The organism is Xanthomonas sp. (assembly GCF_017163755.1).
In the GTDB taxonomy this organism is placed as follows: Bacteria; Pseudomonadota; Gammaproteobacteria; order Xanthomonadales; family Xanthomonadaceae; genus Xanthomonas_A.
In genome coordinates this window covers 72,806-88,975 of record NZ_JAFIWC010000016.1, presented here as the reverse complement: position 1 = coordinate 88,975, position 16,170 = coordinate 72,806, and the positions used below count along the sequence as shown (strand labels likewise).

The 16,170-nt window shown below is 71.8% G+C and carries 15 protein-coding genes; 7 read left to right on the top strand and 8 right to left on the bottom strand.

The features are described from left to right. Positions 1-73 precede the first annotated feature (73 nt). Entirely contained in the window at positions 74-1,315 is a 1,242-nt protein-coding gene (gene serA, locus JR065_RS12210; RefSeq protein ID WP_206234486.1) for a phosphoglycerate dehydrogenase, read from the bottom strand. Positions 1,316-1,652: 337 nt separating this feature from the next. Between serA and JR065_RS12205 the strand changes: the two genes are divergently transcribed. The 3 genes from JR065_RS12205 to JR065_RS12195 all read left to right on the top strand — a co-directional run bounded on the left by JR065_RS12205 (position 1,653) and on the right by JR065_RS12195 (position 5,365). Continuing rightward, on the top strand, positions 1,653-3,041 hold the full coding sequence (locus JR065_RS12205) for an FAD-binding oxidoreductase (protein ID WP_206234484.1): 1,389 nt from the start codon (positions 1,653-1,655) through the stop codon (positions 3,039-3,041). A gap of 147 nt (positions 3,042-3,188) precedes the next feature. Further along, positions 3,189-3,479, top strand: coding sequence for a DUF2388 domain-containing protein (locus JR065_RS12200; RefSeq protein WP_429001863.1), 291 nt, complete (start codon positions 3,189-3,191; stop codon positions 3,477-3,479). Beyond that, the gene (locus JR065_RS12195; RefSeq protein WP_429001861.1) at positions 3,476-5,365 is read left to right on the top strand and encodes a DUF4105 domain-containing protein; all 1,890 of its coding nucleotides are present in this window, start codon (positions 3,476-3,478) and stop codon (positions 5,363-5,365) included. The genes JR065_RS12200 and JR065_RS12195 overlap by 4 nt, the downstream gene beginning before the upstream one ends. Positions 5,366-5,531: 166 nt before the next feature. Here JR065_RS12195 and JR065_RS12190 read toward each other — a convergent pair whose 3' ends face one another. The 3 genes from JR065_RS12190 to JR065_RS12180 all read right to left on the bottom strand — a co-directional run bounded on the left by JR065_RS12190 (position 5,532) and on the right by JR065_RS12180 (position 7,367). After that, positions 5,532-5,927: a hypothetical protein gene (locus tag JR065_RS12190; RefSeq protein WP_343237266.1), complete on the bottom strand. Its 396-nt coding sequence runs from the start codon at positions 5,925-5,927 to the stop codon at positions 5,532-5,534. A gap of 2 nt (positions 5,928-5,929) precedes the next feature. Continuing rightward, complete coding sequence (gene yeiP / locus JR065_RS12185) at positions 5,930-6,496, bottom strand: elongation factor P-like protein YeiP (protein WP_206234482.1); 567 nt, start codon at positions 6,494-6,496, stop codon at positions 5,930-5,932. Between the two features lie 100 nt (positions 6,497-6,596). Then, the gene (locus tag JR065_RS12180; protein WP_206234481.1) at positions 6,597-7,367 is read right to left on the bottom strand and encodes an SDR family oxidoreductase; all 771 of its coding nucleotides are present in this window, start codon (positions 7,365-7,367) and stop codon (positions 6,597-6,599) included. Between the two features lie 132 nt (positions 7,368-7,499). Between JR065_RS12180 and JR065_RS12175 the strand changes: the two genes are divergently transcribed. Continuing rightward, positions 7,500-8,102 carry a TetR/AcrR family transcriptional regulator gene (locus tag JR065_RS12175; protein ID WP_206234480.1) on the top strand — a complete coding sequence of 201 codons (603 nt, stop codon included), beginning with the start codon at positions 7,500-7,502 and terminating at the stop codon, positions 8,100-8,102. 21 nt (positions 8,103-8,123) lie between these two features. Further along, on the top strand, positions 8,124-9,056 hold the full coding sequence (locus tag JR065_RS12170; protein WP_206234479.1) for an alpha/beta fold hydrolase: 933 nt from the start codon (positions 8,124-8,126) through the stop codon (positions 9,054-9,056). Positions 9,057-9,132: 76 nt separating this feature from the next. Here the strand turns inward: JR065_RS12170 and JR065_RS12165 are convergent, their stop codons facing one another. From JR065_RS12165 to JR065_RS12150, 4 genes are all read right to left on the bottom strand, one after another. After that, the gene (locus JR065_RS12165; protein ID WP_206234478.1) at positions 9,133-11,685 is read right to left on the bottom strand and encodes a sensor domain-containing protein; all 2,553 of its coding nucleotides are present in this window, start codon (positions 11,683-11,685) and stop codon (positions 9,133-9,135) included. Then, the gene (locus JR065_RS12160) at positions 11,682-12,575 is read right to left on the bottom strand and encodes a hydroxymethylglutaryl-CoA lyase (RefSeq protein WP_206234477.1); all 894 of its coding nucleotides are present in this window, start codon (positions 12,573-12,575) and stop codon (positions 11,682-11,684) included. Before JR065_RS12160 ends, JR065_RS12165 begins: the two co-directional genes overlap by 4 nt. Positions 12,576-12,746: 171 nt before the next feature. After that, positions 12,747-13,145: a VOC family protein gene (locus JR065_RS12155; protein ID WP_206234476.1), complete on the bottom strand. Its 399-nt coding sequence runs from the start codon at positions 13,143-13,145 to the stop codon at positions 12,747-12,749. Further along, the gene (locus JR065_RS12150) at positions 13,142-13,930 is read right to left on the bottom strand and encodes an enoyl-CoA hydratase-related protein (protein ID WP_206234475.1); all 789 of its coding nucleotides are present in this window, start codon (positions 13,928-13,930) and stop codon (positions 13,142-13,144) included. The genes JR065_RS12155 and JR065_RS12150 overlap by 4 nt, the downstream gene beginning before the upstream one ends. 125 nt (positions 13,931-14,055) lie before the next feature. Between JR065_RS12150 and JR065_RS12145 the strand changes: the two genes are divergently transcribed. Both JR065_RS12145 and feoB read left to right on the top strand, forming a co-directional pair. Further along, positions 14,056-14,307 (top strand): FeoA domain-containing protein, encoded by a 252-nt coding sequence (locus JR065_RS12145; RefSeq protein ID WP_206234473.1) that lies wholly within the window; start codon positions 14,056-14,058, stop codon positions 14,305-14,307. After that, the gene (feoB, locus tag JR065_RS12140) at positions 14,304-16,163 is read left to right on the top strand and encodes a ferrous iron transport protein B (protein ID WP_206234472.1); all 1,860 of its coding nucleotides are present in this window, start codon (positions 14,304-14,306) and stop codon (positions 16,161-16,163) included. The genes JR065_RS12145 and feoB overlap by 4 nt, the downstream gene beginning before the upstream one ends. The last annotated feature ends 7 nt before the right edge of the window (positions 16,164-16,170 follow it).

Below are 16,170 nucleotides of genomic sequence, written 5' to 3'. Positions count from 1 at the left end.
CATCCGCCCCTGCGGGGCACCTTCTCCCGGTGGGAGAAGGAGGCGCCGTCTCCGGTGGGGAGGGGCGGTGCGATCAGTAGAGGATGCGCGTGCGCAAGGTGCCTGGCACCTGCGCCAGTTCTTCGCGCAGCGCCGCGGCCTGGGCCTCGGTGGCGCCGACGTCGATCACCACGTAGCCGACCTTGGGGTCGGTGCGCAGGAACTGGCCGTCGATGTTGACGTTGTGGCGCGAGAACAGCTCGTTAATCTGCGACAGCACGCCCGGCACGTTGCGGTGGATATGCAGCAGGCGCAGGCTCTCGGCGTGCTCGGGCAGGGTCACCTCGGGGAAGTTGACCGCGGTCAGGGTGCTGCCGTTGTCGCTGTAGCGCACCAGCTTGGCCGCCACCTCCACGCCGATGTTGTCCTGCGCTTCGAGCGTGCTGCCGCCCACGTGCGGGGTCAGGATCACGTTGTCGTGCGCGGTCAGCGGCGACTCGAACGCGTCGCCGTTGCCCTTGGGCTCGACCGGGAACACGTCCACCGCCGCGCCGCCGATCTGGCCGGAGGTCAGCGCCGCGTCCAGCGCGTCGATGTCGATCACGGTGCCGCGCGAGGCGTTGATCAGGTGCGCGCCGCGGCGCATTGCGGCGATCTGCTCGGCGCCGATCATGTTCTGCGTGGCCGCGGTCTCCGGCACGTGCAGCGTGACCACGTCCGAGCGCGCCAGCAGGTCGTTCAGGTCCAGCGCCGCGCGCGCGTTGCCCAGCGACAGCTTGGCTTCGATGTCGTGGAAGATCACCTGCATGCCCAGCGACTCGGCCAGCACGCCGACCTGGGTGCCGATGTGGCCGTAGCCGACGATGCCCAGCGTCTTGCCGCGGGTCTCGTGGCTGCCGGCGGCCGACTTCGACCAGCCGCCGCGGTGGCACTCGGCGTTCTTCTGCGGGATGCCGCGCATCAGCAGGATCGCCTCGGCGATCACCAGTTCGGCGACGCTGCGGGTATTGGAGTAGGGCGCGTTGAACACCGGGATGCCGGCCAGCTCGGCCGCGTCCAGGTCGACCTGGTTGGTGCCGATGCAGAAGCAGCCCACCGCCATCAGCCGCTTGGCGTGCGCCAGCACGTCCGCGCTCAGGTGCGTGCGCGAGCGGATGCCGACGATGTGCGCATCGGCGATGCGCGCCTTCAGTTCGTCTTCCGGCAACGACTTGGCATGCAGTTCGATCTGCGAATAGCCGGCGGCGCGGAACACGTCGACGGCGGTCTGGCTGATGCCTTCGAGCAACAGCACGCGGATATCCTGCTTCGGAAACGAGGTCTTCTTGGGCGACATTGCGGCAGCGCGGCGGTGGCGAAAGGGTCGGTCACTATGCCAGATGCGCCCGCGCTTTGGTGCGCCGCAATAGGATGCCGGGACCGGAAAAACGCAATGCCGGCAAAGGTTTCAGTTGCACCTATGCGGGACTCGGGACGCGGGACTGGGGACTGGGGACTCGGGACTCGGTGGGGGTCGTGCATCTGATGGAGTCGCCTTGCTTCATGCACGTGAGCTTTTGGCTTTGCCGAGTCCCGAGTCCCCAGTCCCGAGTCCCGGCCCCACCCCCAACTGGACGCCATCGCGCAACGCTGGCACGCTTGAATGCTTGCCTTCGCCGACCTCTTCAACCCCCATGACCGATCCGCGCCTGGATGCCTTGCTGCACGCCGTTCCCGACCTGCGGCTGAAGACCGATCCCGCCGACCTGGAACACTACGGCCGCGACTGGACCCGGCGCTGGACCCCGGCGCCGCTGGCGATCGCGTTGCCGGCGACGGTGCAGCAGGTGCAGGCGGTGGTGCGCTGGGCCAACGAATGCGCGGTGGCGCTGGTGCCGTCCGGCGGGCGCACCGGCCTGTCCGGCGGCGCGGTGGCCGCGCACGGCGAACTGGTGCTGAGCCTGGAACGGATGAACAAGCCGCTGGCCTTCGACCCGGTGGACCGCGCCCTGACCGTGCAGGCCGGCATGCCGCTGGAGGCGGTGCACAACGCCGCGCGCGAGCATGGCCTGGTCTACCCGGTGGATTTCGCCGCGCGCGGTTCGTGCTCGATCGGCGGCAACATCGCCACCAATGCCGGCGGCATCCGCGTGATCCGCTACGGCAACACCCGCGAGTGGATCGCCGGGCTCAAGGTGGTGACCGGCAGCGGCGAGCTGCTGGAGCTCAACCGCGGGCTGATCAAGAATTCCAGCGGCTACGATTTCCGCCAGCTGCTGATCGGCTCGGAAGGCACCCTCGGCATCGTGGTCGAGGCCACGCTGCGGCTGACCGATCCGCCGCCGCCGAGCAACGTGATGCTGCTGGCGCTGCCGTCGTTCGACGTGTTGATGCAGGTGTTCGACGCGTTCCGCGCGCGGCTGCAGCTGGAGGCGTTCGAGTTCTTCACCGACCGCGCGCTCGAGCACGTGCTGGCGCACGGCGCGCAGGAACCGTTCGACCAGGTGCATCCGTACTACGTGGTCACCGAGTTCGCCGCCGGCGACGAGGCGCGCGAGGCGGCGGCGATGGCGGCGTTCGAGCACTGCCTGGAGCAGGGCTGGGTCAGCGACGGGGTGATCAGCCAGAGCGACGCGCAGGCCGCGCAGCTGTGGCGGCTGCGCGAGGGCATCACCGAGGCCGTGGCGCGCTACAAGCCGTACAAGAACGACGTGTCGGTGCGGATCTCGGCGATGCCGGCGTTCCTGGCCGAAACCCAGGCGCTGCTCGGCCAGGCCTATCCGCAGTTCGACGTGGTCTGGTTCGGGCATATCGGCGACGGCAACCTGCACATCAACGTGCTCAAGCCCGACGCCACCGCCGACGCCGAATTCCTCGCCCAGTGCGAGCAGGTGACCAAGCTGCTGGCGCAGGCGCTGGCGCGCCACGGCGGCAGCATCTCCGCCGAGCACGGCATCGGCCTGGTCAAGAAGCCGTACCTGGGCAGCACCCGCAGCGAGGAGGAGATCGCGCTGATGCGCGCGGTCAAGCGCGTGTTCGATCCCAACGGCCTGCTCAACCCGGGCAAGCTGTTCGATCCGTGATTCCCGGTTCCTGATCCGGCCGGTCCGCGCGGTACGCGTGGGCATGCGTTCAGCCCTGCCTGGCGGCGTGCGGCTACGCTAGCGCGGTCCGGCATCAGCGCCAGGCATCTTCCCCATCTTCGTTTGGAGTCGTACTCGATGAACAGAATGACCTTGGCTTGCGCGCTGCTGTTGAGCCTGTCGGTGCCGGCGCTGGCGCAGGCCTCGAGCTTTGCCGGCACTTCTGCCGGCGCCTCGTCGGCGGGCAGCTCGGGCAGCAGCTCCGGCGACGACAAGGTGGTGCTGCAGGCGCGCGACGATGCGGCGAGCTTCGTCGCCAGCGCAGGCCGCATCCGCGGCGCGCAGCTGGAAGCGGCGCTGCGCGTGCTGCGCGAGCGCGACCCGGGCGCGCGCCAGGCCAGCGACCTGCAACTGGCGCAGGCCATCCTGACCCGGTGAGGCCGCGCCGGCCGCCGCCGGCGCGGTGGCTGGCCGCGGCGCTGCTGCTGTGCGCGCTGCCGGCGCAGGCGGCGCTGCAGTTGCGCACCGACGCGGACGGGCTGAGCCCGGCCGAGACCGAGGCCAGCGCGCGCCTGCTCGCCCGCGGCCTGCAGCGCCTGCCGCCGGCGTGGAGCGGGGCGATCGACCGCACGTTGCCGGTGCAATGGCGCGACGACCTGCCGGCACAGGTGCACGGGCGGGCGCGGGCGCGGCGGCTGCTGCTGAACAAGCGCCTGCTGCGCGAATGGATGGCGGGTCCGGCGGCGGCGGAGGCGTCGCCCGCCGCGGACCCCGCGCTGTCGGCGCTGATCCACGAACTGGCGCATTTCTACGACCGCTCCGCGCAGGGCCGGATGTCGTCCGATCCGCGCCTGCTGGACCTGGCCGGCTGGCAGGTGAGCCCGCTGCGGCTGGGGTTGCGCAATGGGCGCAACGCCTTCACCGATCGCAGTCCGGACCGCTACGAACTGACCTCGCCGGTGGAATTCGTCGCGGTGAACCTGGAGCATTTCGCACTCGATGCGGACTACGCGTGCCGCCGTCCGGCGCTGTATCGCTATTTCTCGCAGCGCCTGCAGTGGTCGCCGCCGCGCGTGGAGTGCGCGCCGGGCCTGGCCTACCTGCAGGATCCGCAGGCCGGCGAGGCCGCCTTGCTGCAGCTGGACCCGGCGCGGGTCTACGCGGTGGATTACCTGCTGGCCGAAGGCAACGCGCAGGCGATGAGCCGCTGGGGCCACAGCATGCTGCGGCTGGTGGTCTGCGCGCCGGGGCGCGCGCCAGGACCGGACTGCCGGCTGGACCTGGCCTACCACCGCGTGCTGTCGTTCCGCGCCTTCGTCGACGACGTGCAGATCTCCAGCGTGCGCGGGCTGGTCGGCGCGTACCCGTCGCGATTGTTCGTGCTACCGCTGCAGCAGGTGGTGGACGACTACACCAAGGTGCAGCTGCGCGGCCTGCGCTCGATCCCGCTGCGGCTGCGACGCGGCGAGATCGCGAGCCTGCTCGAGCGCGCCGCGCAGTTGCACTGGAACTACGACGGCCGCTACTACTTCCTCGGCAACAATTGCGCGGTGGAGACCTACAAGCTGCTGCACGACGGCGTGCCGCGGCTGGCGTCGGCACGCCTGGGCGGCATCACCCCGACCGGCGTGCTGCGCCGCCTCGAGCGCGCCGGCGTCGCCGACGCGTCGGTGCTGGACGACGCCGCGGCCGCGGCGCGCCAGGGCTACTATTTCGCCTCGCTGAGCGCCCACTACCAGGCGATGTTCGAGGTCGCGCGGCAGCAGCTGCCGTTGCCGGCCGCGCGCGTGGAGGACTGGCTGGACCTGCCGCCGGCGCGGCGCGCGCCGTGGATGGCCGCCGGCGACCTGCGCGCCAGCGCGGCCTTGCTGCTGCTGGAGAACGCGGCCAAGCGGCGCGAAGAGCAGCGCGGGCGCGACGCGCTGAAGCGGCGCTACCTGGATGGTGGCGACGCTGCGCGCGGCGAGGCGCCGGGGCCGGGCGAAACCGAGCGCGCGCTGCGCGCCATCCTGCAACAGCAGGGCACGCTGAGCCGTCCGGCGACGCTGCTGCGGGACCGGCCCGGCTACGGCTTGCCGCAGGCCGCCGAGCGCGCGTGGGTGGAGCGGCAAGGGCAGGCGCGGGTCGAAGCGCTGCGCGCCGACAGCGCCGCGCTGGAAGCGCAGCTGCGGGCGTTGTTGCCGCCGGCGCTGCGCGCGGAGCTGCAGCATATCGACGCGAACCTGGCCGCGCTCGGCGAGCGCCTGCGCGAACTCGACCGCGCCGATGCGGGCATGCGGCTGCGCGTGCCGCCGGCGCAGCTGCCGCCATCGGCAGGCAACTGAGCTCCGGCAGCCATCTCGCAGGCATGCCTTCGGCCCCGTGGGAGAGGCCATGCGCGAGCGGGCCGCTAGCGGCCCTGCTGGCTTCTGAGCTTGGGCACGGCGATGCCCGTCGGCCGCACACGCCCACGCCACGCACCGCCAAGGCGCCGGCCGCTTCCCGCAGGCGTCAGCGCGGCTCCATGCCGGGCAGGTCCAGCCCGGCGTCCTCGCCGTAGCGCCGCAGCCATGCGGCGCGCTGCGGATCGTGGCGGTGGCGTTCGCGCAGGCGCGTCCAGGTCGCGTCGTTGCCGCTGCAGAACTCGTCGATGGCCGCGTCCAGCTCGCGCCGGCGCTCGGCGTCGTACGGCTCCTCGCCGGCGAAATGCTCGCAGGTGTCCTGCCGCGCGACGAAGGCGCGCACGTCCGGCGGCATCTGGCAGAAGCCGGGCTGGTGCTCCGGCGCCACTTCCGCGGGAATCGTGCACGTCGCCGCCTTCGCCGGCGCGCGTTCGGCCGCCGGCGCCGTGCAGGGCGCCGCCAGCGCCGCGGCCACGACGAAGGCGAGGGCGCGCGGGCGCGGCACGGTCAGTCGGCGCGGCCGGCGAATTCGCCGGTGGTGGTGTTGACCAGCACGCGCTCGCCGGTGCCGATGTACTCCGGCACCATGATCTCGATACCGGTGTTGAGCTTGGCCGGCTTCGGCCGCTTGGTCGCGGTGCCGCCCTTCAGTTCCGGCGGGGTCTCGACCACTTCCAGGGCCACGCTCTGCGGCAGCTGCACCGCCACCGGCTGGTCGTCGATCACCTGCACGTAGATGCCGGTCAGGCCCTCGGTGATGTAGCCGGCGTCGTCGCCGACCACGTCCGCGTCCAGGGTGTAGGGCGTGTAGTCCTCGTCGTCCATGAACACGAAGGCGTCGCCGTCCTTGTACGAGAACGTCGCAAGGCGCCGCATCAGCTCCACCTCGCGCAGGTCGTCGTCGCCGTCGAAGCTGGCGTCGAGCTTGTTGCCGCCCGGCACGCTGTACATGACGAAGCGGAAGCGCACGTTGCCGCCGCGGCCCTGCGGCGAGCTGCGCTCGATGTCGCGGATCTGATAGACGCCGTTGTTGTATTCGACGACGTTGCCTTTCTTGATTTCGTTGGCTTTCATGGGAATAGGGAATAGGGAATGGAAAAGGGTAAGCCGGCGTGCGAGGATCAGGGGGAGGGATGCGCCTTGCGATTCCCGGTTCCCTATTCCCAACTCCCGGCTACTTGGGCGCCAACCGCACCGCGCCATCGAGGCGGATGACCTCGCCGTTGAGGTAGCGGTTGCGCAGCGCGAACACGACGGTGTCGGCGAATTCCTCCGGACGGCCGAGCCGTGCCGGGAACGGGATCGACGCGGACAGCGACTGCTGCACCGCCTCGGACATGCCGTCGACCATCGGGGTCCAGAAGATGCCGGGGGCGATGCTGTTGACGCGGATGCCGAAGCGCGCCAGTTCGCGCGCCATCGGCAGGGTCATGGCCACCACGCCGCCCTTGGAGGCGGCATAGGCGGCCTGGCCGATCTGGCCTTCGTAGGCGGCGACGCTGGCGGTGTTGACGATCGCGCCGCGTTCGCCGTCCGCGTCCGGCGCGTTGTGCTGCATCAGCGCGGCAGCGGCCTTGGCGACGTTGAAGCTGCCGACCAGGTTGACCATCACCGTGCCGCGGAAGGTGGCCAGCGGCATCGGCGCCTCCTTGCCCAGCACGCGGCCGGCGCCGAGGATGCCGGCGCAGTTGACCGCCGCGTTGAGCCCGCCCAGGAACGCGCGCGCGGCATCGGCATTGGCCGCCACCTGCGCCTCGTCGACGACATCGGTGCGGAAATAGCGGGCCTGTGCCTGGCCCAGCGCGACGACCGCGGCGGCGCCCTTGGCGTCGTCGATGTCGAACAGCGCGACCTTGCCGCCGTCGGCGACGATGCGTTGCGCCACCGCCAGGCCCAGGCCGGAAACGCCGCCGGTGACGATGGCGCGGATGTCGGGAAGCTGCATGCCGGACGCTTCCGAAAGAGGAAGGGGGCGATTCTAGCCTGCGCGCCGTCGCGCCGGCAGCGTCGCCGGGCCGGCGTGGGCGCGGCACGCCGGTGCCTTGAATCGAACGACCGTTCGTGTTTTCATGCCGACATGAGCATGCAACCCCGCAAGGGCGATCTCACCCGCGAACGTCTGGTCGGCGCCGGCTGCGCGCTGGCGCGTACCGAAGGGCTGGACGGGGTGACCATCGGCGCCCTGGCGGCGCTGGCCGGCATGTCCAAGAGCGGCGTGTTCGCCCATTTCGGCACGCGCGAAGATCTGCAGCTGTGCATCCTCGACCGGGCGTCGGAGGAGTTCACCGAACAGGTGTTCCGCCCGGCGTTGCGCGAGCGTCGCGGCCTGCCGCGTTTCCGCGCCATCGCCCGGCACTGGTTGCGATTCCTGCGCGACATGGGCAAGACCGGCGGCTGCGTGCTGATGGCCGCGGCCAGCGAGTTCGACGACAAGCCGGGCCCGCTGCGCGAGCGCGTGCGCACCTACCAGCGGCAGTTGCGCGGCGAGATCCAGCGCTGCGCGCAGATGGCCATCGATGCCGGCGACCTGCGTTCGGAAAGCGACGCGGCGCAGATCGCCTTCGAGACCTATGCGGTGGCGCTGGCCTGCCACCACGACCTGCGCCTGTTCGGCGCCGACGAGGTGCTCGCGCGCGCCGAACGGGCGATGGAAGCGCTGCTGCAACGTTACATCCCCTGACGGTCCGAATGGAGAAACACGATGGTTGCCGTTGCCCGTAAAAAAAGAACGACCGTTCGTTTTCTGGACGAAGTGCGCCTGCAGTGCCTGCGGCTGGCGTTCGGCATCGGCGGCTGGGTGCTGCCGCAGCGCACCGGTCGCCATGTCGAACGCCTGTTCACCCGGCCGCTGCGCGACAGCCGCGAGCGCGCGCTGGCCGCGCCGCTGCACGGCGCGGAACTGGACAGCCTGCAGATCGACGGCGAGACGGTGGCGCTGTACCGTTGGGGCGATCCGGCCACGCAGCCGCTGCTGCTGTTCTCCCATGGCTGGTCGAGCTTCGGTCTGCGCGTGCTGCCGTGGCTGCCGCGCCTGCGCGCGCAGGGCTACGCGGTGGTCAGCTTCGACCAGATCGCGCACGGACGCAGCAGCGGGCGCCACGCCACGCTGCCGGGATTCGGCAGGGTGCTGGCCGAGGTGGCGCGGCGGCAGGGTCCGCTGCACGGCGTGATCGGGCACTCGCTGGGCGCGGCGGCGATCGTGCTGGCGCTGGCCGAGGGCGTGCACGCGCGGCGCGTCGTGCTGGTCGCGCCGCCGGCGGACGCGCTGGCCGCCACCGACCGTTTCGCAGGCCTGCTGGGTCTGGGCCGGCCGGCGCTGCCGGCGTTCCACCGCGCCGTCGAGGCGCGCGCCGGGGTGTCGTTCGCCGCGGTCGCCGCGCAGCACATAGGGCCCGGCCTGGCCACGCCGGCGCTGGTCGTGCACGACCTCGCCGACGGCGAGGTGCCGTGGGACGAAGGCGAACGCTATGCGCGCTACTGGCCGGGGGCGCGCCTGCTCAACACCGTCGGGCTCGGCCACCATCGCATCGTCGGCGACGCGGGCGTGATCGACGCCGGCCTGCGCTTCCTGCGCGGCGAGGCGGTCGGCGAACGCGTGTTCTCCACCGCCGAGTTGCCGTACGGCCTGGCGTAGGCGCGCTAAGCCTCGCGAAAACAGGACTTGAGCTCGTGCCGCCGGGCGCGGAGGAAGGCGTTGGCGCGGTCCGCGCTCAGCCCAGCCGTCGCGCGAACTCGTCCGGCGACAGTCCCGGGGCGAACAGGAAGCCCTGTCCGACCGGCACCCCCATGCGCAGCAGGAACCGGCGCTGCGCTTCCGATTCCACGCCTTCGGCGACCAGGCCCAGGCCCAGGCTGCGGGCGATGCCGCACACCGCCTCGCATACCGCCACGTCCGAGCGGTTGCCGGGCACGCCCTCGACGAACAGCTGGCTCAGCTTCAGGCCGTGGATCGGCAGCCGGCGCAGGTAGTTCAGCGCGCTGTAGCCCTCGCCGAAATCGTCGATGGTCAGCATCACCCCCATCTCGCGCAGCTCGGCGAAGGTGCGCAGCGTGGCCGGCGCGTCCTCGATCAGCACGCGCTCGGTGAATTCCAGTTCCAGCGCGGTGCCGGGCAGGCCGAACGCCTCCAGCGCGCCGCGCACGTTCTGCGCCAGGTCCTCGCCGACGAACTGGCGGTAGGAGACGTTGATCGCCACGCGCACCAGCCCCAGGCCCTGCTCGAGCCACTGGCGGATCTGCCGGCAGGCTTCGTGCAGCACCCAGTTGCCGATGCGCACGATGTCGCCGGTGCTCTCGGCATGGCCGATGAACAGGTCCGGGCGCAGCTCGCCGAGCTGGTGGTTCTGCCAGCGGATCAGCGCCTCGGCGGCGATCACCCGGCCATGGCGCAGGTCCACCTGCGGCTGGTAGACCAGGCGGAACTCGTGCTGGTCCACCGCGCGGCGCAGCTGGGTCTCGATCTGCAGCCGGTCCTGCTGGTGTTGCGCCAGTTCCGGGCTGAACGCCTGCCAGCCGTTGCGCGAGCGGCGCTTGCAGTCGTACATCGCCATGTCCGCGTTCTGGATCAGCTGCTGCGGGCGGGTGCCGTCCTGCGGCGCGCGGGCGATGCCGATGCTGGCGGTCACCGAGAATTCGTCGCTGCCGAAGCGGAACGGCTCGGCGAACGCACCGGTGATCGCCTCGGCCAGCCGCTGCGGCTGCTCGGGCACGTCGCGCGCGTCGCAGATCACCAGGAACTCGTCGCCGCCGAAGCGCGCGATCAGGCCTTCGGTGCCGACCGCGGTGGCGATGCGCCGCGCCGCTTCGATCAGCAGTTCGTCGCCGGCGTTGTGGCCGAGCACGTCGTTGACCGTCTTGAACCGGTCCAGGTCGATGTACAGCACCGCGGCCATGGCGTGCGAGGGATTGGCCAGGCGCGCGTCCAGGTCGCCCAGCACCGCGTCGCGGTTCATGATCCCGGTCAGCGGATCGGTGCGCGCCTGGATGCGCAGCGTCTCCTCGGCCTGCTTGCGCTCGGTGATGTCCTGCATGGTCCCGGCGATGCGCGAGGCCGACAGGTCGCCGGCCTCCACCTCGCCGATCATCCGCACCCAGAACGAATGGCCGTCGCCGCGCTGGCCCTGCAGTTCCAGTTCGAACCCGGCCTGGCGCTCGACCGCTTCCAGCAGCGCCGCTTCCAGCCGCCGCTGGTCCACGCCGCGCAGGCTGGCCAGCAGCGCGGCCATGCTGTCGGGCGCGGTGTGCTGGCCGAGGATGCGCTGGGTCTCTTCGGTCAGGTACAGCCGCTGCTGGCTGCGGTCCCACTCCCAGCCGCCGATGTGCGCCAGCGACTGCGCGCGCTCGAACAGCGCGTTGTCGCGCTTGAGCTCGGTGATGTCGCTGAACAGGGTGAAGACGTGGTCGGCCTGCGCGCGCCCGGACGAGAACACCGGCACGTTGGTGGCCGAGATCCACACCATGCGCCCGCGCGGGCGGTGGTACAGGCCGATGGTGGTACTGGGGATGATCTGGCCGCTGCGGAACGCGCGCACGATCGGCCATTCGTCCTGCGGCATGCGCCGGCCGTGCTGGTCGACGGTGATCCAGTCCTCGGCCTGCATCAGCGCGGTCAACGGTTCGCCGTGGCCGACGCCGAGGATGCGGTGCGCGGCGGGATTGGCCGAGACGATGCGGCCTTCGCGGTCGAACAGCAGCACGCCCTTGTCGATCGACTCCATCAGCAGGCGGTAGCGCGATTCGGCCTGCCAGCGCCCGCTCAGGTCGCGCGCGACCGCGACGATGCAGCGCGCGCCCTGGTGCTCGAACCCGGCCGAATGCACTTCCACCGGGAAGCGGCTGCCATCGCCGCGCATGTTGGTGACTTCGATGACGTAGGTCTGGCCGCGATTGAGGCAGTCCCACACCGGTTCCAGGTGGTCCTTGGGCAGGTCCGGGTTCAGCGTCTCGATCGGCTGGCCGACGATCGCCTCGCGCGGGCGCTGGTAGGCGGCGACGCCGGCGCGGTTGAGGTCGAGCACGATGCCGTGCTCGTCGAGGATGCTGACCGGGTCGGGCACCGCGTCGAACAGCGCCGCGTAGCGCCGTTGCGCCACGTCGCGTTCGGCGAGGGCGCCCAGCAGGGCGGCGCCGGCGCGTTCGAGCAGCTGGCGGGTAGCCGCATCGGCGGCCGCGGCCCGCGCGCGGTCCAGTTCGGCCAGCAGCGCCGGCGCGGCGCAGGGCGCGCCCGGCCCGCCGACGTCGGTGCGCGGGCCGGGCGCGCTCATGAGGCCGCCAACGCCTGGCCGACCTTGCTGCCGGTGGCGCGGCCGAGCTTGGCCGCCAGCCAGCGGCCGGTGGCGGCCAGCGCGTCCAGGTCGATGCCGGTGGCGATGCCGGCGCCGTGCAGCAGGTACACCACGTCCTCGCTGGCGACGTTGCCGCTGGCGCCCTTGGCATAGGGGCAGCCGCCGGCGCCGGAGACCGCGGCGTCGACCACGCGCACGCCTTCCTCCAGGCAGGCGGCGATGTTCGCCAGCGCCTGGCCGTAGGTGTCGTGGAAGTGCACCGCCAGCGCCGCCATCGGCAGTTCGGCGGCGACGGCGCGCAGCATCGCCCGCGCCTTGCCCGGGGTGCCGACGCCGATGGTGTCGCCCAGCGAGATCTCGTAGCAGCCCAGCGCGTGCAGCCGCACCGCCACGCGCACCACGTCGGCCAGCGGCACCTGCCCCTGGTACGGGCAGCCGAGCACGGTGGAGACGTAGCCGCGCACGCGCACGCCGTCGGCGGCGGCGCGCGCCAGCACCGGGCGGAAGCGTTCGATCGACTCGTCGATGCCGGCGTTGGTGTTGGTGCGGTTGAAGGTCTCCGAGGCGGCGGTGAACACCGCCACCTCGCGCACGCCGACTTCGCGCGCGCGCTCGTAGCCCTGCAGGTTGGGCACCAGCACCGGATAGTCCACGCCGGGCGCCTGCGCGATGCCGGCGTAGACCTGCGCGGCGTCGGCCATCTGCGGCACCCAGCGCGGGCTGACGAAGCTGGTGGCCTCGATGCTGCGCAGCCCGCAGCGCGCCAGGCGCTCGATCAGCGCGATCTTGTCGGCGGTGGCGACGTGGGTCTTCTCGTTCTGCAGGCCGTCGCGCGGGCCCACTTCCACCAGACGCACGGAATCGCTCATCGGCGCCGCCCGTGTTGCGCCGGGCATGCAGGTGCCGCGGCGGCGGCGCGGGACGGCAGGATGGAAGTCACGGCTACTCCTGTGGTGAGCGAGGGTGGTCCGCCCTTTGCCGGGCCCCAAACCACAGCCTACGCAGTATCCGGCGCGAACCGGCCAATGGCGTCGGCAGGCCTAGGCCGGTTCGGGCCGGTGGCAGACCGCCTCGAGGTTGTGCCCGTCCGGATCCAGCGCGAACGCGGCGTAGTAATCGGGGTGGTAGTGCGGGCGCAGTCCCGGCGCACCGTTGTCGCCGCCGCCGGCGGCCAGCGCGGCGCGGTGGAAGGCGTCGACCTGGGCGCGGCTGGGCGCGACCAGCGCCAGGTGCAGGCCGCCGGCGCCGCTGCCGCCGTCGCTGAGCCACACGCTGGGCTTGCCGTCGCGGCCGAAGCCGACGTGGCGCGCGCCGCCGCTTTGTTCGGCAGTGACCTCCATCACCTGGACCAGCCCCAGCGCGGCCAGCGCGGGCCGGTAGAACGCCAGGCTGCGGTCCAGGTCGCGGCAGCGCAGGCCGATGTGGTCGAGCGGGTTCACCAGAAGCCGATCCAGTTCGCCGGGCGCTTTTCCAGGAACGCGCTGAGCCCTTCCTGGCCCTCGGCCGAGACCCGCAGCCGCGCGATCAGCGCGGCGTTGTCGCGGTCCAGCGTCGCCGCATCGCCGCCGGCGGCGACCCGCCGCACCAGCGCCTTGGCGCCGGCCGCGGCCAGCGGGCCGGCCTGGCCCAGCAGTTCCACCTGGCGCTGCACCGCCGCGTCCAGCGTGGCCGGGGCGACCGCCTGGTGCACCAGCCCGATCTGGGTGGCGGTGGCCGCGTCGAAGGCCTCGGCGCTGGCGAACCAGCGCCGCGCCTGGCGCGCGCCGATCGCGGCGATCACGTACGGCGAGATCACCGCCGGCAGCAGCCCCAGGCGGCTCTCGCTGAGCCCGAAGCGGGCGTCGGTGGAGGCGATGGCGATGTCGCAGCAGGCGATCAGCCCGACCGCGCCGCCGAAGCTGGCGCCATGCACCCGCGCCACGGTCGGCTTGGGCAGCTCGTCGAGCGTGCGCAGCAGCCGCGCCAGGGCCAGCGCGTCGTCCAGATTCTCCTGTTCGCTGGCCGTGGCCATCGAACGCATCCATTGCAGGTCGGCGCCGGCCGAGAACGAGCCGCCGGCGCCGGCGAGCACCACCACCTTGACCTTGGGGTCGGCGCCGACCTCCTCCAGCGCGGCGGTCAGCCGCGCGATCAGCGCCGCGTCGAAGGCGTTGTGCACCTCGGGCCGGTTCAGCCGCAGCGTCAGGACCTTGCCCGAGCGTTCCAACAGCAGCGCCTCGCCCATCGGCGGTCCTTGTACATGAGGGATAACGGAAGCCATACGCCGATGATAGCGAGCGCGGCCGGCGGCGCCATGACGCGATGCGGCGATGCTACAATTGATAACCATTCTTATCGACGGAACGTTCCGTGACGTTGTCCGACATGCCGCTGCGCAGTATCGCCACCGTGGAGACCGTGCACGACCGCCAGCCCAACGACGCCATCGCGCGCCGGCTGCGCGAGCTGGGGTTCGTCCAGGGCGAGCAGGTGCAGGTGCTGGCGAGCGGCCCGGTCGGCGGCGAGCCGTTGCTGGTCCAGGTCGGCTACACCCGCTTCGCGCTGCGCCGCAGCGAGGCGGCGCGGGTGCAGGTGCGCCGCGACGCGGAGGCCGCCGCATGAGCGCCGACGCCGTGCCGCTGCGCCTGGCCCTGGTCGGCAACCCGAACTGCGGCAAGACCGCGCTGTTCAACCAGCTCACCGGCAGCCGGCAGAAGGTCGCCAACTACACCGGCGTCACCGTCGAGCGCAAGGAGGGCCGGTTCCGCGCGCCGTCCGGGCGCGATTTCGCCGTGCTCGACCTGCCCGGCGCCTACAGCCTGCATCCGGCCAGCCTGGACGAGGCGATCACCCGCGACCTGTGCCGCGGCTTCTACCCGGGCGAAGCGGCGCCGGACGTGCTGGTGTGCGTGGTCGATGCGACCAACCTGCGCCTGCACCTGCGCTTCGCGCTGGAACTGCGCGAGCTGGGCAAGCCGATGCTCGTCGCGCTGAACATGGCCGACGCCGCGCAGCGCCGCGGCATCCGCATCGACCGCCAGGCGCTGGAGGACGCGCTCGGCGTGCCGGTGATCGAGACCGTGGCGGTGCGCCGCAACGGCGCCAGGGCGCTGGTCGAACGGCTCGACGCGCTGGCCCCGGCGCTGCCGCCGGCGGTGGCGCCGGCCGAAGGGCAGGGCGACTACCACCAGCAGGTGCGGCGGATCTTGGCCGCGGCGGTGTCGATGCCCACGCGCACCTCGCGCGTCGACGACGCGCTGGACCGCTGGCTGCTGCACCCGGTCGCCGGGTTGCTGACCCTGGCGGTGGTGATGTTCCTGATCTTCCAGGCGGTGTACGCCTGGGCCACGCCGCTGATGGACCTGATCGACGCCGGCACCGGCGCGCTGGGCGGGTGGGTCGGATCGACGCTGCCGGAAGGGCCGCTCAACAGCCTGCTGGTCGACGGCATCATCGCCGGCCTCGGCGGGGTGGTGATCTTCCTGCCGCAGATCCTGATCCTGTTCGCCTTCATCCTGGCGCTGGAGGAATCGGGCTACCTGCCGCGCGCGGCGTTCCTGCTCGACCGCATGATGTCCGCCGCCGGCCTGTCCGGGCGCTCGTTCATCCCGCTGCTGTCCAGCTTCGCCTGCGCGGTACCGGGGATCATGTCCACGCGCAGCATCCAGGACCCGCGCGACCGCCTGGCCACCATCCTGGTCGCGCCGCTGATGACCTGCTCGGCGCGGCTGCCGGTGTACGCGCTACTGATCGGCGCGTTCATCCCGCAGAAGCAGGTGTGGGGCGTGTTCAACCAGCAGGGCCTGGTGCTGTTCGGGCTGTACTTCGCCGCGATCGCCAGCGCGCTGGCGGTGTCGTGGACGATGAAGAAGTGGCGCCGCGACAAGGGCGAGCACCCGCTGCTGCTGGAACTGCCGTCGTACCGCGTGCCGCACCTGCGCGACCTGGCGCTGGGGCTGTGGGAGCGCGCGGCGATCTTCCTCAAGCGCGTGGGCGGCATCATCCTGGCGCTGACCATCCTGCTGTGGTTCCTGCTGTCGTTCCCGGCCGCGCCGGCCGACGCCACGCTGCCGGCGATCGACTACAGCTTCGCCGGGCGCATCGGCCATGCGATGACCACGGTGTTCTCGCCGCTCGGCTTCAACTGGCAGATCTGCATCGCGCTGATCCCCGGCCTGGCCGCGCGCGAGGTCGCGGTGGCGTCGCTGGCCACGGTGTACGCGCTGTCGGAGGCCAACGACGATGCCGCCGCGCAGGCGCTGTCGCCGCTGATCAGCGACGGTTGGTCGCTGGCCACCGCGCTGTCGCTGCTGGTCTGGTACATCTACGCGCCGATGTGCATCTCCACGCTGGCCACGATCAAGCGCGAGACCAACTCGTGGAAGCAGATGAGCTTCGCCGCGTTCTACCTGTTCGCGCTGGCGTACCTGGCCTCGCTGGTCACCTACCAGGTCGCGGTGGCGCTGGGCGCCGGCTGAGCCATGT